At 69.4% G+C, this 16,145-nt stretch carries 15 protein-coding genes and 1 tRNA gene; 13 read left to right on the plus strand and 3 right to left on the minus strand.

Annotated features, from left to right (window positions below):
* Positions 1 to 38: 38 nt before the first annotated feature.
* From ACSVC7_RS03700 to ACSVC7_RS03710, 3 genes are read left to right on the plus strand one after another with little or no spacing between them, the layout of a single operon-like run.
* On the plus strand, positions 39 to 254 hold the full coding sequence (locus ACSVC7_RS03700; protein ID WP_448202521.1) for a putative signal transducing protein: 216 nt from the start codon (positions 39 to 41) through the stop codon (positions 252 to 254).
* A complete protein-coding gene (locus ACSVC7_RS03705) occupies positions 251 to 991 on the plus strand; it encodes a tRNA1(Val) (adenine(37)-N6)-methyltransferase (RefSeq protein WP_448202520.1) in 741 nt (246 codons plus the stop codon). The genes ACSVC7_RS03700 and ACSVC7_RS03705 overlap by 4 nt, the downstream gene beginning before the upstream one ends.
* 52 nt (positions 992 to 1,043) lie before the next feature.
* A complete protein-coding gene (locus ACSVC7_RS03710) occupies positions 1,044 to 1,937 on the plus strand; it encodes a S49 family peptidase (RefSeq protein WP_448202519.1) in 894 nt (297 codons plus the stop codon).
* A 106-nt stretch (positions 1,938 to 2,043) separates the two neighbouring features.
* On the opposite strand, the gene ACSVC7_RS03715 is transcribed toward ACSVC7_RS03710, so the two are convergent.
* Complete coding sequence (locus tag ACSVC7_RS03715) at positions 2,044 to 2,271, minus strand: type II toxin-antitoxin system HicB family antitoxin (RefSeq protein ID WP_448202518.1); 228 nt, start codon at positions 2,269 to 2,271, stop codon at positions 2,044 to 2,046.
* Positions 2,272 to 2,344: 73 nt separating this feature from the next.
* Between ACSVC7_RS03715 and ACSVC7_RS03720 the strand changes: the two genes are divergently transcribed.
* The 10 genes from ACSVC7_RS03720 (at position 2,345) to ACSVC7_RS03765 (ending at position 14,490) form a co-directional block, all read left to right on the plus strand.
* The gene (locus ACSVC7_RS03720) at positions 2,345 to 3,139 is read left to right on the plus strand and encodes a sulfite exporter TauE/SafE family protein (protein ID WP_448202517.1); all 795 of its coding nucleotides are present in this window, start codon (positions 2,345 to 2,347) and stop codon (positions 3,137 to 3,139) included.
* Between the two features lie 55 nt (positions 3,140 to 3,194).
* Positions 3,195 to 3,494, plus strand: coding sequence for a FitA-like ribbon-helix-helix domain-containing protein (locus ACSVC7_RS03725; protein WP_448202516.1), 300 nt, complete (start codon positions 3,195 to 3,197; stop codon positions 3,492 to 3,494).
* A gap of 212 nt (positions 3,495 to 3,706) precedes the next feature.
* A complete protein-coding gene (locus ACSVC7_RS03730) occupies positions 3,707 to 4,006 on the plus strand; it encodes a hypothetical protein (protein WP_448202515.1) in 300 nt (99 codons plus the stop codon).
* A 93-nt stretch (positions 4,007 to 4,099) separates the two neighbouring features.
* Positions 4,100 to 4,987 (plus strand): glycine--tRNA ligase subunit alpha, encoded by an 888-nt coding sequence (locus ACSVC7_RS03735; RefSeq protein WP_448202514.1) that lies wholly within the window; start codon positions 4,100 to 4,102, stop codon positions 4,985 to 4,987.
* Position 4,988: 1 nt separating this feature from the next.
* Complete coding sequence (gene glyS, locus ACSVC7_RS03740; protein ID WP_448202513.1) at positions 4,989 to 7,076, plus strand: glycine--tRNA ligase subunit beta; 2,088 nt, start codon at positions 4,989 to 4,991, stop codon at positions 7,074 to 7,076.
* A gap of 481 nt (positions 7,077 to 7,557) precedes the next feature.
* Positions 7,558 to 7,634: transfer RNA gene (locus tag ACSVC7_RS03745), tRNA-Pro, on the plus strand.
* 240 nt (positions 7,635 to 7,874) lie between these two features.
* Entirely contained in the window at positions 7,875 to 8,738 is an 864-nt protein-coding gene (locus ACSVC7_RS03750) for a DUF2189 domain-containing protein (protein WP_448202512.1), read from the plus strand.
* Between the two features lie 203 nt (positions 8,739 to 8,941).
* Positions 8,942 to 9,457: a helix-turn-helix domain-containing protein gene (locus tag ACSVC7_RS03755; RefSeq protein ID WP_448202511.1), complete on the plus strand. Its 516-nt coding sequence runs from the start codon at positions 8,942 to 8,944 to the stop codon at positions 9,455 to 9,457.
* 1,029 nt (positions 9,458 to 10,486) lie between these two features.
* Positions 10,487 to 13,180: a pyruvate, phosphate dikinase gene (gene ppdK, locus ACSVC7_RS03760; protein ID WP_448202827.1), complete on the plus strand. Its 2,694-nt coding sequence runs from the start codon at positions 10,487 to 10,489 to the stop codon at positions 13,178 to 13,180.
* Positions 13,181 to 13,476: 296 nt separating this feature from the next.
* Positions 13,477 to 14,490 (plus strand): serine hydrolase domain-containing protein, encoded by a 1,014-nt coding sequence (locus tag ACSVC7_RS03765; RefSeq protein WP_483507990.1) that lies wholly within the window; start codon positions 13,477 to 13,479, stop codon positions 14,488 to 14,490.
* A 124-nt stretch (positions 14,491 to 14,614) separates the two neighbouring features.
* Here ACSVC7_RS03765 and ACSVC7_RS03770 read toward each other — a convergent pair whose 3' ends face one another.
* Both ACSVC7_RS03770 and ACSVC7_RS03775 read right to left on the minus strand, forming a co-directional pair.
* Positions 14,615 to 15,274: a chemotaxis protein gene (locus tag ACSVC7_RS03770; protein ID WP_448202510.1), complete on the minus strand. Its 660-nt coding sequence runs from the start codon at positions 15,272 to 15,274 to the stop codon at positions 14,615 to 14,617.
* Between the two features lie 95 nt (positions 15,275 to 15,369).
* Positions 15,370 to 15,906: a cold-shock protein gene (locus tag ACSVC7_RS03775; protein WP_448202509.1), complete on the minus strand. Its 537-nt coding sequence runs from the start codon at positions 15,904 to 15,906 to the stop codon at positions 15,370 to 15,372.
* Positions 15,907 to 16,145: the final 239 nt, after the last annotated feature.

Here is a 16,145-nt window from a genome sequence, read left to right on the forward strand (position 1 = left end):
TCGGTCAAGTCCGCACGGCGATTCAACGTCGAGAAGTGATGAAGGAACTGCTGCGCACCACCGATCCGGTCCGTCTCAGCTGGCTGCTGGCCCTGTTGGCGGATGGCGGGATCGAAGCCGTCGTGCTGGACACCCACACCAGCATCCTGGAGGGATCCATCGGCGCCATCCCCCGCCGCCTGATGGTGCCGGAGGAGGATTTCCCCCAGGCCTGCCGCCTGCTGCGCGACGCGGGGGAGGAGTTGGGCGCGTGAGCGAACCCGCGGAAGACACCCTGCTGAACGGCCGCGTGCGCCTGCTCCAGCCCGGCGCCGGCTACCGCGCCGCCATCGACCCGGTGCTGCTGGCCGCCTTCACCGCCGCCGGCCCCGGCGACCGCGTGCTGGACGTCGGCACCGGCACGGGGGCGGCGGCGCTGTGCCTGGCGGCCCGAGTCCCCGACGCGCTCGTCACCGGGCTGGAGCAGCGCGCCGAGGCCGCCGCCTTCGCCCGGCGCAACACCGCCCTGAACGGGCTGTCCGGGCGCGTCGCCATCCTCGACGGCGATCTGCTGTCGCCGCCGCCGGACCTTGTGCCCGGCGGGTTCGACCGCGTGATGATGAACCCGCCCTATCTCCGCGCCGGGGCGGCCAGCGTCCCGCCCGACCCCTGGAAGGCCGCCGCCAACGTGGAGGGTGCCGCCGGGCTGACGGACTGGGTGCGCTTCGCCGCGGCCATGCTGACGCCGCGCGGGACGTTGACCATGGTCCACCGCGCCGACCGCGTGGACGAGATCCTGTCCGCCCTTCACGGCGCCCGATTCGGCTCGCTGACCCTGGTCCCCCTGTGGCCGAAGCCCGGGGAGGACGCCCGGCGCATCCTCCTGTCCGCCCGGAAGGGCGGCCGTTCCCCGGCCCGCCTCACCGCCGGCCTCGTCCTGCACGGCCCGGACGGCGCCTACACCCCGGATGCCCAGGCGATCCTGCGCGACATGGCGCCCCTGACACTTTGACGCCGGCGCTTTAACTCCGGCGTCAGCGGCACTATTTCAACCGGCGATGAGCATGCAAGATTTCCTCGCCAAACTCCCCTTCGGCCCCTGGCGCGACGCCGGGCCGATCGTGTCCGTCCTCCGGCTGTCCGGCATCATCGGGCAGGTCGGGCCGCTGCGTCAGGGCCTGACGCTCGCCGGCACCGCCGGCCTGATCGAGCGCGCCTTCGCCCTGAAGAATCAGGCCGCCGTGGCGCTGGTCGTCAACTCGCCCGGCGGGTCGCCGGTGCAGTCGGCGCTGATCGCCAAGCGCATCCGCGACCTCGCCACGGAGAAGAACACCCCTGTCTTCGCCTTCTGCGAGGACGCGGCGGCGTCGGGCGGCTATTGGCTGGCCTGTGCGGCGGACGAGATCTGGGCCGACGAAAGCTCCATCGTCGGGTCGATCGGCGTGGTGTCCTCGGGCTTCGGCGCGCACGAGTTCATCCAGCGCTACGGCATCGAGCGGCGGCTCTACACGGCGGGCGACAAGAAGGTGCTGCTCGACCCCTTCACGCCGGAGCGCGAGGACGGCGTGGCCCACCTGAAGGCCATTCAGACCGACATCCACGACGCCTTCAAGGAGATGGTCCGCACCCGGCGCGGCGCCCGTCTGGTCGGCCCGGACGAGGAGCTGTTCTCCGGCGCCTTCTGGGCCGGCCGCCGCGCGCTGGAGCTGGGGCTGATCGACGGCATCGGCGACCTGCGCACCATCATGCGCGGCCGCTTCGGCGAGAAGGTCCGCCTGCGCGTGGTGCAGGAGGACCGCCGCTGGTTCCGCCGCATCGGCTTCCGCGTCGAGTCGGCGCCCTCCGACCGCCCCTCCGACCGCCCCTCCGACCTTGTGGGCCGGATCGCGGCGGAACTGCCGTCCGCCGCCCTCGCCGCCGTGGAGGAACGCGCCCTCTGGTCCCGCCTCGGTCTTTGACCGACCGGCAAGACACGTAGGTTGGGTTGAGCGGACGCGAAACCCAACACAGGTCGCCATGGGCGCGGTGTTGGGTTGCGGCTTCGCCTTAACCCAACCTACGGATCTACTGCGTGACCTCGCGCAGGCGCTCAGACGGAGGAGGCACCGGTTGGCCGGCGCGTTGGGCGGAGTCGATCCAGGCGACGATCGCCTCGCGCGCGGCCGTCGTGGCGTCGGCCGGGGTGGCCCCGCCGGCGGTGCAGCCGGGAAGGTCCGGCACCTCGGCCACGTAGCCGGTGCCCTGCTCGGGCGCCAGGGGGCGGACGATGACCGGGTAGGCGCTGGCGTTCATGCTCGTTGCGTCTCCTCTTTCTTCGCTTTCTCTCATATGGTGCGCGCTCCGACGCGGACGACAAGGATTCTTTATGCTCAGCGCCCTCATCTTTTTGGCCGGTGGAGCCGCCGGAGGCCTCCTGCTGGGCATGCTGGGCGTGGGCACGGCGCTCGTGGCGGTACCGCTGCTGACGCTGGTGCTGCCCGGATTGGGCGTCCCGGCGCCGGAGGCTCCCCTGACGGCGCTGGCGACCTCCATGGCGGTGGTGGCGGCGACCTCCATCTCCTCCGTGCTGTCGCACCACCGGCTGGGCAACGTGGACTGGGCGGTCTTCCGCACCACCATCCTGGCGAGCCTGGCCGGCGTGGCGCTGGGCAGCGCGGTCGCGGCGCATCTGCCGGCCCAGGCGCTCCGCGCCGTGGTCGCGGCCTTCCTGCTCTACACCGCGTGGCGGATGCTGCGTGCGCCGGCCCCGAAGCCCGGCGCGCCGGTGGCGGAGGCCTCGCCCGCCGCCTACCGCGTCGGCGGCGCCCTGATCGGCGTGGCGGGCAGCTTCATCGGGGCGGGCGGCGGTGTGCTGATGGTGCCCTTCCTGAACGGGCGCGGCCACCCGATGGTGCGCGCGGCGGCCACCTCCACCGCCATCGGCCTGCCGGTGACGGTGCTGGGCGCCATCCTCTACATCGCGCTCGGCCTGCGCGAGGGCGTGCATCTGCCGGGGCAGGTCGGCTACCTGCACGTCCTCGCCTTCCTGGAGATCAGCGTCGCCAGCGTGCTGGCCGCTCCCCTCGGCGCCCGGCTGGCGTCGCGCGTGCCGGCGGGGGTGCTGAAGCGCGTCTTCGCGGTGGCGCTGGTGCCGCTTGCCCTCAAGATCGGGTTGGGGTGAAAATCGCCTCTTGGGATGAAAATCGGTTGCCGAGCGGGGCGAGGAAGCGAGACCCATGGGCCACCTGATCCTGCACGACCTGGACGACGACCTCCTGAACCGCCTGCGGACGCGCGCCGCCACCCACGGGCGCTCCCTGGAGGAGGAGCACCGCGCCATCCTGGAAGAGGCGCTGAAGGCTTCGCGCGAAGAACCCTGGACGCCGACCACGTCGGCCCCGGATGAAGGCGATTTCTGGGAGCGTGCCGCCCGCCGCCGGGAGCGCCTGCGTGGACGGGACATCCCCAACACGACCCAGATGATTCGCGAGATGCGCGATCAACGGGCTGGGCTGATCCCGGATGATCGGGAATAACCAAAGTTCTTTCCCTCTCCCCTCCGGGGAGAGGGTTAGGGTGAGGGGGGTGCCCCTCTGCCGGACCTTCCGCCAAGCACAACCCCCTCACCGGCCCTCCGGGCCACCCTCTCCCCGGAGGGGAGAGGGTTATAGGCGCCCAATGCTATTGCGCTGCGGCGGTTCACGGCGACCCTTGACCACCCCACCCCGCACGCCCTAATCCTCCCCCCATGTTCAGTCTCTCGAAGCTCCTGTTCCTGGCGCTGGTGATCGGCGCGGTGTGGTTCGGCTGGCGCTGGTACAACCGTATCGGCGAGGTCGGGGCCGAGCGCCTGCGCGAACGGGAGCGGCGCCGGTCCGGGGCGGCCGGCGGGGCGCGGAGCCCCCAAGGCTCCACCCAGTCCTCCTCCCAGGCCTCCTCCCGCGACGCCATGGCCGAGGACATGGAGAAGTGCCCGGAATGCGGCGCCTACGTTGCGCCGCGCTCGGCGGTGTCCTGCGGGCGGCCGGGCTGTCCCTACGGCCGGTAGAGCCGAAAAACCGCCCGGCACGCGCTTGATTCCGTTGATACCGCCGCGTATCGTGCGGCGCGCTTTGTCAACTCCAATCATAAGTGACCGCCGATGGCCTCCCAGAGCGGGTCTTCCCAAGACAGCCGCGGCCTGTCCTTTCAGGCCCTGATCCTCAAGCTCCACCAGTTCTGGTCGGAGCAGGGCTGCGTCATCCTGCAGCCCTACGACATGGAGGTGGGTGCCGGCACCTTCCACCCGGCGACGACGCTGCGGGCGCTCGGCCCCCAGCCGTGGAAGGCGGCCTACGTGCAGCCCTCCCGCCGGCCCAAGGACGGCCGCTACGGCGAGAATCCGAACCGGCTCCAGCACTATTACCAGTATCAGGTGATCCTGAAGCCCTCGCCTGCCAACGCGCAGGAGCTGTATCTGGAAAGCCTGAAGGTGCTGGGCATCGACCCGGGCCTGCACGACATCCGCTTCGTCGAGGACGACTGGGAAAGCCCGACGCTCGGCGCCTGGGGCCTCGGCTGGGAGGTCTGGTGCGACGGCATGGAGGTCACGCAGTACACCTATTTCCAGCAGGTCGGCGGCATCGAGTGCGACCCGGTCGCGGTCGAGCTGACCTACGGGCTGGAGCGGCTGGCCATGTATGTGCAGGGCGTTGAGAACGTCTACGACCTGGACTTCAACGGCCAGGGCGTGAAGTACGGCGACGTGTTCAAGCGCGCCGAGGTCGAGTATTCGGCCCACAACTTCGAACACGCCAACACCGACATGCTGCTCCAGCATTTCAAGGACGCCGAGGCCGAGTGCCAGTCCCTGATCGCCAAGGGCGTGGCCCTGCCGGCCTACGACCAGTGCATCAAGGCGTCCCATCTCTTCAACCTGCTGGACGCGCGCGGCGTCATCAGCGTCGTGGAGCGCGCCGCCTACATCGGCCGCGTGCGCGCGCTGGCGAAGGCCTGCTGCGAGGCGTGGACCGCCGGGGGGGCCAAGTAACATGCCCGAACTTCTGATCGAATTCTTCTCCGAGGAAATCCCGGCCCGCATGCAGGCGCGCGCGGCGGACGACCTCAAGCGCCTCGTGACCGATCGTCTGGCCGCCAACGGCCTGACCTTCACCGAGGCCCAGGCCCACTCCACCCCGCGCCGCCTCGCGCTGGTCATCGACGGCTTGGCCGAGCGCACCGCCGACGTCCGCGAGGAAAAGAAGGGGCCGCGCGTCGGCTCGCCGGAGCAGGCGGTCGCCGGCTTCCTGAAGTCCGCCGGCCTGACCAGCCTGGACCAGTGCGAGCAGCGCGACACCGGAAAGGGCGTCTTCTACTTCGCCGTGGCGGAGAAGAAGGGCCGCGCCACCGCCGAGGTGCTGGCGGAGATCATCCCGGCGGTCATGGCGGACTTCCCCTGGCCGAAGTCCATGCGCTGGGGCACCGGCACGGCGCGCTGGGTGCGACCGCTGCACTCGATCGTGGCGATCTTCAACAACGAGGTGATCCCCGGCGAATTCCTGCCCGGCGGCAATCAGCCTGCGATTCTCTTCGGTCGCACGACCTATGGTCATCGTTTCCTGGCGCCTGCAGCGCTGGGGGTTCGCGACTTCGCGAGCTACAAAAATGCGCTCCGCGCCGCCCACGTCATTCTCGACCGTGAGGAGCGCAAGGCCAAGATCAAGGCCGACGCCGAGGCGCTGGCCGCGAAGGAGGGCCTGACCCTCTCCCCCGACGACGGGCTGCTGGAAGAGGTCGCCGGCCTCGTCGAATGGCCGGTGGCTCTGGTCGGCACCATCGACGAGAAATTCATGGACGTGCCGTCGGAGGTCCTCATCACCTCCATGCGCACGCACCAGAAGTATTTCGCGCTGCTGGACAAGGCCGGCAAAATGGCCCCGCGCTTCGCCGTGGTCGCCAACACGCAGACGGCGGACGGCGGCAAGGCCATCGTCGCCGGCAACGAGCGCGTGCTGCGCGCCCGTCTGTCCGACGCCAAGTTCTTCTGGGACCAGGACCGCAAGACCAAGCTGGAGGACCGCGTTCCCCGGCTGGCCGCGATCACCTTCCACGCCAAGCTGGGCACGGTGGCCGAAAAGGTCACCCGCGTGCAGATCCTGGCGGCGGAGATCGCCCGCGCCATCGGCGCCGACGCCGACGCGGCGACCCGCGCGGCGCTGCTGTCCAAGGCGGACCTCGTGACCGAGGTGGTCGGCGAGTTCCCCGAGGTGCAGGGCATCATGGGCCGCTACTACGCGCTGGGCGAGGGCGAGAGCCCGGTGGTGGCCGAGGCCATCGCCGAGCACTACAAGCCGCTCGGCCCCTCCGACAGCTGCCCGAAGGCCCCCGTGTCCGTCTCCGTCGCGCTGGCCGACAAGCTGGACACGCTGGTCGGCTTCTTCGCCATCGACGAGAAGCCCACGGGCTCCAAGGACCCCTACGCGCTCCGCCGCGCTGCGCTGGGCATCATCCGCCTGATCCTGGAAAACGGCCTGCGGCTGAACCTGTCCCAGGTCTTCAAGGCCGCCCACGGCGCCTACAGCGTCGGCGGCTTCGCGGCGGCCGATGCCGTGTCGTCGGACCTCATGGCCTTCTTCGCGGATCGCCTGAAGGTCACGCTGCGCGACCAGGGCGTGCGGCATGACCTGATCGACGCGGTGTTCGCGCTGGGCGGGGAAGACGATCTCGTGCGCCTGCTGGCCCGTGTGACGGCGTTGCAGGCGTTCGTCGGCTCCGACGAGGGCGCGAACCTGCTGGCCGCCTACAAGCGCGCCAGCAACATCGTCCGCATCGAGGAGAAGAAGGACGGCAAGGCCTACGACCAGCCGGTCGATCCCGCCCTGCTGACCCTGACCGAGGAAAAGGACCTCTACGGCGCCCTGACCGACGCCGCGGAGACGGCCAAGCCGCTGCTCGCCAAGGAGGACTTCACCGGCACCATGGGCGCTCTCGCGCGCCTGCGCGGCCCGGTGGACGCCTTCTTCGACAAGGTGACGGTGAACGCCGAACAGGCCGACCTGCGCGCCAACCGCCTGCGCCTGCTCAGCCAGATCCGCAGCACCCTGAACGCGGTGGCGGACTTCTCGCGCATCGAGGGCTGATCCAGCGCCCGTGACGTCTCTCTCCCGCCGCCGGCGGGAGTACGGCAAAGAGTCTTGCTAGCGCAGTACATGGCTGATCTGGCGCTCAAAAGCCCCTCTCCCTTGAGGGGAGAGGGGGTGGGGTGAGGGTGGCGCCGGCCGAAGGGCGGCCGGAATTTCTATTCCCGCTCTTCGAGCGGTAACGACCCCTCATCCCAACCCTTCTCCCCGCTCTCGGCGGCCACAGGCCGCCTGTCACCGTCAGCGCAAACTTCGTTTGCGCGTGAGGCCAAGGGGAGAAGGGCTTTTGCATGTTCGGCCCCCTTTTTAGCACCGCAGCATGCGTTCAGGCCGTAATGGCGGAAGAGGGGAAACGGCCCCTTCGAAAAAAACATTCTTCAATCGATGCTTATTGGCGTTGCAGGGCGCGGACAAAGTCGTTATACACCCGCCCCACGGCGACGCCGGAACCGCACAGCGGTCGAGGCGACGACGACAGGACCGGAGAGTAGCTCAGCCTGGTAGAGCACTGCTTTCGGGAGGCAGGGGCCGGAGGTTCGAATCCTCTCTCTCCGACCAGTACGAAAAGGGCCGACACGGAAACGTGCCGGCCCTTTTCCTTTGCGCGCCATCTCAGGGTGTGCGCTTCCCCATAATATCAGCGCGCCGAACAATTCGTCGGCGTATGATCGGTGCCCATTGCGGGTCGCGGCCGTTCCGTGACCGTTGACCGACGATCTTTGACCGATGACCCTTCGGCATGTCCGGCCACGGCGGGCTCGCGAACCCTCGAACGAAAATTGTTCGGGAGGAACGGACATGACCATCCGGAACCCGGCGGAGTGGGGCGCCGCCAATTTCAAATTCTGGTCCCACACGGTGGCCGAGGCGAGCCACGCCGTCTCGCCCACCGCCGAGGACCGTGTCGCCCAGGAGCCGACCGTCCGCCGCATCCGCACCGCCGACCTGCGCGCGGTGCTGGCGAAGGGCCTCCAGGACTTCATGGCCTACCGCACCGACGTCTTCTTCCTGTGCCTGATCTACCCCGTCGTCGGGCTCGTCCTGGCTGAGGCGATGTTCCACGGCAGCATGCTGCACCTGCTGTTCCCGCTGGCCTCCGGCTTCGCACTGATCGGCCCCTTCGCGGCGGTCGGCCTCTACGAGATGAGCCGCCGGCGGGAGGAGGGCGAAACCGTCTCCTGGGCGGACGCCTTCGGGGTGACGCGCTCGCCGCGCTTCGGGGCGATCCTGGTGATGGGCCTGATCCTGGCCGCCATCTTCGTCGTCTGGATGCTGGTGGCCGAGGGCATCTATATGGTCACGCTGGCTCCGCAGGCGCCCGAAGGCCTCGGCGATTTCCTCCACGCCCTGTTCACCACCCGCGCCGGCTGGGCGATGATCGTGCTGGGCATCGGGGTGGGGTTCCTGTTCGCGGTGCTGGTGCTGGCGATCAGCGTCGTGTCCTTCCCGCTGCTGCTCGACCGCCCGGTCGGCGTGGCGACGGCGATCCGCACTTCCATCCGCGCGACGCTGAAGAACCCGGAGCCCATGGCGCTCTGGGGCCTGATCGTCGCCGCCGGCCTCGTGATCGGCTCGATCCCCGCCTTCGTCGGCCTCGCCATCGTCATGCCCGTGCTCGGCCACGGCACCTGGCACCTCTACCGCCGCCTCGTGCCGGATTGAGTGATTATTCCTAGGTGGCCCCCGATACCCCCGTAGGTTGGGTTAAGCGCCAGCGCAACCCAACACCGCCCGCACCGCAACCCCGTTGGGTTTCGGCTGCGCCTCAACCCAACCTACGCGTCTCCCCGCGCGAGTCCTTGCCAGTCCCGCAATCTCCGTGATAGGAAAATACACCCAAACCCTCCCGGCAAGGACCCGCCCGCATGAACAGCCCCTCCACCCCTCTCCCCGTCGAACTCGCCGAACCACCGATCCCGCCGAACGGGCAGCTCGTCCCCGGTTCACGCTATTCCGACGCCGACTGGGCGATGGCGGCGCACCGGATGGCCGCCGGCTGGCCGATGATGCAGGTGGCCCGCGCCATGGGCTGTCACCGCAACACGCTGTGGCGCGCCTACTACGTCTCGGCCGCCTTCCGCGAGCGGGTGGAGTGGGAGCGCGCCTGCCTGCGGCGCGAGGCGTCGGCCCGCGTGCGCTCCCTGTCGCACGTCGTCGCCAGCCAGATCGAGCAGGCGGTGACGCGCGGCGACATGCAGACGATCCGCTGGCTGGCCGACCGGCTGGGCCTCGCGGCGCTGCCCGCGCTCGACGGCGCCGCCCAGCCGCCCGGCCCCGACCTTGCTGACCGGGCCGAGCCGGTGCCGGAGGCGGAGCTTCCCGATTCGGTCCCCCTCGACTGGCAGGACGAGTTCGCCCCGGACCTGCCGGTCCCCCGCTGACCGCGTCCGAAAGGCCCCGCCATCACCGTCGCCCTGGGCTTCCGCCGTGGCAAACACTGCATTCCCCGCGACCGCACGCAGGGTCTGGCGGCCCTCGGCTTCCACAGTTCCGTCCTCGTCGATGCCTGGGACCGCTGCGACCCCGCAGCCCTGCGCAGCACGCTGGTCCGCTATGCGCAGGACGGCCGAGCCCCCACCGAAGGCCCCGACGCGCTGCCCGGCCCGCCGCCCCCGGAGTGCGAGGAGGGCCGCCTCGTCCCGCGATCCCCGCTGCCCGACGAGACCTGGGCCGCGCTGGCCCGTCTGATCGCCGCCGGCTACTCCCCGATCGAGGCCGGCGCGAAGCTCGGCGTCCACCGCACCACCATCTGGGGCGCCTGGCAGGAACACCGCGATTTCCGCATCCGCACCTATTGGGAATACAGCAGCCTGATCCGCGAGGCCCGCGCGAAGTTGAGGAAACTCAACGCCTTGCTCGCGCCTTCCTGGACTCTCCCGCCGGGGGACGAGGGGAGGGTGGATGGGGGAATTTTTCACAGTGTCAACGGTGGCCCCCTCCCTAACCCTCCCCCGCTCCGCGGTGGAGGGGACTTTGGCGAAGCGGCGGCAGTCCCCTCTCCCGCAAAGCGGGGGAGGGTTAGGGAGGGGGCTCCCGCCCCAACCCCTTCGCACGCAAACCCTTGTGCACCCGATGCACAACATACGCGCACCAACAAATCCACGCATCCCCCTGAAAAGGAACGCGAATCCACCCCAAACCCCCATTGTGCACCCGCACTCTCCCGCCCAATCCGCCCAACGCCGCCCAACCGATCACCGGGCGCTCCCCCCACCGGCCTGCCCCTTCCGTCAGCCCGTGACAGAAAAGGGGTCGCCACGGCCGCGTTCGAGCCCTGCGACAGATCGTCTTGTGTTCTCCTTCCGCGGGGGGCTATTACGGCGTTTATCGGAGACGGACGCTCGGTCAAAGCTTTTGACCACGACGCGGTCCGGCGCCGGACGACCATTGAAGTGAACGAGGATTTCACGATGGCCAGCCAGGGCGAGAGCAAGTGGGTCTACAGCTTCGGGGCCGGTGCCACCGAAGGCCGGGCGGATATGAAGAATCTGCTCGGCGGTAAGGGTGCCAATCTGGCCGAGATGGCCAACCTCGGACTTCCGGTTCCGCCGGGCTTTACCATCACGACCGAGCTTTGCACCTACTACTACGCCAACGGCCGCAACTATCCGGCGGAGCTGAAGGCCCAGGTGGAAACGGCCGTGAAGCGGCTGGAGCAGGCCATGGACGCCAGCTTCGGCGACCCGGCCAACCCGCTGCTGGTCTCCGTGCGCTCCGGCGCCCGCGCGTCGATGCCGGGCATGATGGACACGGTGCTGAACCTCGGCCTGAACGACGCCACGGCGGCCGGTCTCGCCAAGCGCTCGGGCGACGCCCGATTCGCCTACGACAGCTACCGCCGCTTCATCCAGATGTACTCGAACGTTGTGCTGGACGTTGACCACCACCACTTCGAGGAGATTCTGGACAACCACAAGCGCGACAAGAACCACAGCCTCGACACCGACCTGACCGCCGCCGACTGGCAGGCCGTCATCGAGGACTACAAGAAGGCCGTCGAGCATGAGCTCGGCAAGCCCTTCCCGCAGGACGTGCAGGAACAGCTGTGGGGCGCCATCGGCGCCGTGTTCGGCTCCTGGATGAACGCCCGCGCCATCACCTACCGCAAGCTGCACGACATCCCGGCCGACTGGGGCACCGCGGTCAACGTGCAGTGCATGGTGTTCGGCAACATGGGCAACGACTGCGCCACCGGCGTGGCCTTCACCCGCAACCCGTCCACCGGCGAGAACGCCTTCTACGGCGAATATCTCGTCAACGCCCAGGGCGAGGACGTGGTGGCCGGCATCCGCACGCCGCAGCACCTGACCATCGCGGGCAAGCTCGCCAACAAGTCCGACCTCCCCGCCATGGAAGAGGTCATGCCGGAGGTCTTCAACCAGCTGAACGAGGTCCGCCTCAAGCTGGAGAAGCACTACCGCGACATGCAGGACATCGAGTTCACGGTGCAGCAGAACAAGCTGTTCATGCTGCAGACCCGCAACGGCAAGCGCACCGCGCCGGCCGCGCTGAAGATCGCCGTGGATCTCGCCAACGAAGGCCTGATCGACAAGGCGGAGGCCGTGCGCCGCATCGACCCGGCCTCGCTCGACCAGCTCCTGCACCCGACGCTCGACCCGAAGGCCGACCGCAAGGTCATCGCCAAGGGCCTGCCGGCCTCCCCCGGCGCCGCTTCGGGCAAGGTCGTCTTCACCGCCGACGAGGCGGAGACCCAGGCCGGCCAGGGTGAAGCCGTCATCCTCTGCCGCGTGGAGACCTCGCCGGAGGACATCCACGGCATGCACGCCGCCCGCGGCATCCTGACCACCCGTGGCGGCATGACCAGCCACGCGGCCGTCGTGGCGCGCGGCATGGGCCGCGCCTGCGTGTCGGGGGCCGGCGACCTGCGCATCGACTACAAGACCAAGACCATGTCGGTGCGCGGCGTCACGGTGAACGAGGGCGACATCGTCACCATCGACGGTTCGACCGGCGAGGTGATGCTGGGCGCCGTCCCGACCATCCAGCCGGAGCTGTCGGGCGATTTCGCGACCCTGATGGGCTGGGCCGACTCGATCCGCCGCATGAAGATCCGCACCAACGCGGAAACCCCGCTGGACGCCCGCACCGCGCGGAAGTTCGGCGCGGAGGGCATCGGCCTGTCGCGCACCGAGCACATGTTCTTCGACCCGGACCGCATCCTGGCGGTGCGCGAGATGATCCTGGCGGAGAACGAGGCCGGCCGCCGCGCGGCGCTGGCCAAGCTGGAGCCGTACCAGAAGCAGGACTTCGTCGAGCTGTTCACGATCATGGCCGGCCTGCCGGTCACCATCCGCCTGCTCGACCCGCCGCTGCACGAGTTCCTGCCCAACACCGAGGCCGAGATGGCGGAGGTCGCCAAGGCCACCGGCACCGACCTGCTGCGGGTGAACCACCGCGTCGTGCAGCTGCACGAGGCGAACCCGATGCTTGGCCACCGTGGCTGCCGCCTCGGCATCACCTACCCGGAAATCTACGAGATGCAGGCCCGCGCCATCTTCAGCGCGGTGGCCGAGGTCTCCAAGACCACGGGCGAGACGGCGGTGCCGGAAGTGATGATCCCGCTCATCGGCACCAAGAAGGAGCTGGACATCCTCAAGGCCGTCGTCGACCGCGTCGCCAAGGAGGTCATGGAGTCCACGGGCGTCACCTTCGAATACATGGTCGGCACCATGATCGAGCTGCCGCGCGCCGCGCTGAAGGCCGGTGAGATCGCCGAGTCGGCGGAGTTCTTCTCCTACGGCACGAACGACCTGACCCAGACCACCTTCGGCCTGTCGCGCGACGACGCCGGCGCCTTCCTGCCGGAGTACCAGCGCCAGGGCATCCTGGAGCACGACCCGTTCCAGACCCTCGACCAGGACGGCGTGGGCGAGCTGATCGCCATCGCCACGGAGCGCGGCCGCAAGACCCGCCCGAACATCAAGCTCGGCATCTGCGGCGAGCATGGCGGCGACCCGGCCTCCATCTCCTTCTGCGAGAAGGTCGGTCTGGACTACGTGTCCTGCTCCCCCTACCGCGTGCCGATCGCCCGCCTGGCCGCCGCCCAGGCGGCCCTGGACGCCGACACGGTGAAGCGCGACTGATCCTGACGAAGACTGCGAAGGCCTCCCTCACGGGGGGCCTTCGTTTTTGAAAGCAAGGAGTTCCTATTCCGGCTGAAACAAATTGCATAGATAAGCCCCTCTCCCTTGAGGGGAGAGGGGTTGGGGTGAGGGTGGCAGCCGGCGAACGCCGGCCGGAAATTTTATTTTCCGCCCTGCCGGGCGTAACGACCCCTCATCCCAACCCTTCTCCCCCAAGGGGAGAAGGGCTTTTCCGTTACGGAACCTGCCATTTCTGAGGAACCACGGACCTGCCCGACGACGACCCGGCCTCCCGCATCGCCCGCCTCCTCGACGAGGGTTCCGGCCCCGCCGCCGCCCGCACCGCCGTGCTGGCCGTCTGTCTGGGCGACCGCCGCTGGACCGTCGGCCTTGCCCGCGACGGGCTGGACCCGCCGCCCGTCACCGCCCGCTTCCTGCTCTACAGCATCACCAAGACCCTGACCGCCGCCGCCCTGCTGCGGCTGGCCGGGCGGGGTGTCCTGGACCTCGACGCGCCGCTGACCCGCTGGCTGCCCGACTTCGGCCCTGCCTCCCGCATCACCCTGGCCCATCTGCTGAGCCACCGCGCCGGCCTCTACAACTACGGTGGCATGCCGAAGTACCACGCCGCCGTGCGGGCCGGCGAGGAGCCCTGGTCCGAGGACGAGTTCCTGTTCCGCTGCCGCGCCGCCGACCTCTTCGCCCCGCCGGGGTCCGAGTTCTCCTACTCCAACATCGGCTATCTGCTGGCAAAACGGGTGCTGGAACGTGCCTCCGGCCTTCCCTTCGCCGAAGCCCTGGACCGCGAGCTGTTCGGTCCCCTCGGCCTCACCGACCCGTCCGTCCCCACCACCCGCGCCGACCTCGCCGGCCTGTGGCTCGGCCCCAGCCCCTATCTGGGCGGGGAGGGCGCGCCGGTCCCCGTCGCCGGCCTCTACCACCCCGGCTGGGTCTCCCACGGCGTGGTGGCCGCGACCGCGCTGGACACCGCCCACCTGCTGCACGGCCTGTTCACCACCGACCTGCTGCCCGCCGGTCTGGCCGCCCGCATGCTGGACTCCTGGCCGGTGCCCGGCTCCATGCGCGGCCGCCCCTGGGTGGAGCCCGGCTACGGCCTCGGACTGATGGTGGAACGGGACGGGCAGTCCGGCCCCTGCTGGGGCCACACCGGCGGCGGCCCCGGCTGCACCCCGGTCGCCTATCACTTCCCCGGACAGGACCCGCTGACCATCGCCGTCATGACCGACGGCGAAGACGGCGACCAAGCCGAATGGATGGCCTGGGAGGCCGCCGATGCGCTGCGGCGATAAGTCTCTTCTGCCGACACCGCAGGTTTCTTCCGTCATCCCCGCGAAGGCGGGGATCCAGGGCATCCCGAAGCGTGCCCGAGTGGCCCTGGATCCCCGCCTTCGCGGGGATGACGATGAGTGCTCCTCACCGCCGGTCGAACAGTTCCACTTCGCCTTCCACGGGGGTGTGCTTCAGGATCTTCAGGTAATCCAGTTCCTGATAGACCGTCTCGCGCTCCGTCTCCGGCCGCAGCAGGCGGCGGAAGGCTTTGCCCGTCGTCGGGAAGAAATGGACCCGCCGCCCCACCGGGCCGCCCAGGTCCTGGCCGGCGACCGTCAACCCCTCGCGCCGCACATAGTCCAGCGCGAAGGCCGCGTTGGAGGCGCCGACGTCCATGCTGGTGTCGATGACGCGGGAGGCGCCGAACAGCTTGACCTCCATCCGCTCGCGCCGGGCGCCGCGGGCCAGCAGGTCGTTGATCAGCCGCTCCATCGCCACGCTGCCGTAACGGGTGGCGACGCCGAAGCCTTCGTGCGAGGGCGCGCCGGGCAGCAGGAAGTGGTTCATCCCGCCGACCCGCGCCACCGGGTCATGGATGCAGGCGGCCACGCAGGACCCCAGCGTCGTCACCAGCATGTCGTCGGCGCGGCTGGAGATGCGGTGATGCCCCAGCACCACCGGCACCACATAGGCCTGGAACTCCGGATCGAAATAGCTGCCGTCGGACCGCACGCCGTCCAATGCCGCGGCGCGGCGGTCGGCGCCGCCGGTCGGCTGGAAGGCGGTGATGCCGGAAAAGGGCATGGGCTGCGGCTCCGTCGGGGGCCCGTCAAGGGTGTGCGCGCTTCCGACTATACCCTAAAAAGTTTGCCGGAAATGCCCCTAAAAGTTTGTGGGCTTCAGATTAGCACGACCCAGGAGGCCTCACGCCCCTTCGGCGCCTCGCGCACCCGCATGTGCACCCGCTGGCCGGTTGTCAGTTCCAGCAGGTTGCAGCGGCGCAGCACGCTCTTGTGGACGAACACGTCCTTGGCGCCGTCGTCGGCGGTCACGAAGCCGAAGCCCTGGTCCGGCTTGAACCACTTCACGGTCCCGGTCAGCTCCGTCTCCGGCCCGCCCGGCTGGTCGTGGCGGGACGGCGCGCGCGACCCGGCGGGGGCGCCTTCGGTCAGCACCTCCAGGATCTCGGCGACCTGCGGCCCCTTGCCGCCGCCGACGATCAGGCACAGCAGCTCCGCCCCGTCGCCGACCTCGTGCAGGCCGATGCGGTTCAGCACGGAGATGTGGAGGAAGGCATCCGGCGACCCGTCCTCCGGCGCCACGAAGCCGAAGCCCTTGGAGGCGTTGAACCATTTGACCGTCGCCCGCAACCGGTTGCCCTGGGCCAGGGATGGCGCGGCAAAGGGTTGCGTGGAATGAGAATCGAAGCGGGACAAGGTTCCGTTCCCTCCAACCAAGGCGTCACGCGCGGTAATACCAGTTGGGCGCCGCCGAGCATTGCCGGCCGACTCGCCAACCAGGAGTTTAGCCACAGCAATAGTGTGGTCTCCAGTGTAATTTTTCCTTCAATCCTTGCCGCGACCCGGCCCGCCATGCTGCGCCGCAGCGCCCGAATGCCCCGGCGTCCGGCCTTGCCGTCGCGCAGGTCGCGGACCATTTCGCCAAAAAAGAGGGT

The organism is Azospirillum mesophilum (genome assembly GCF_053470405.2).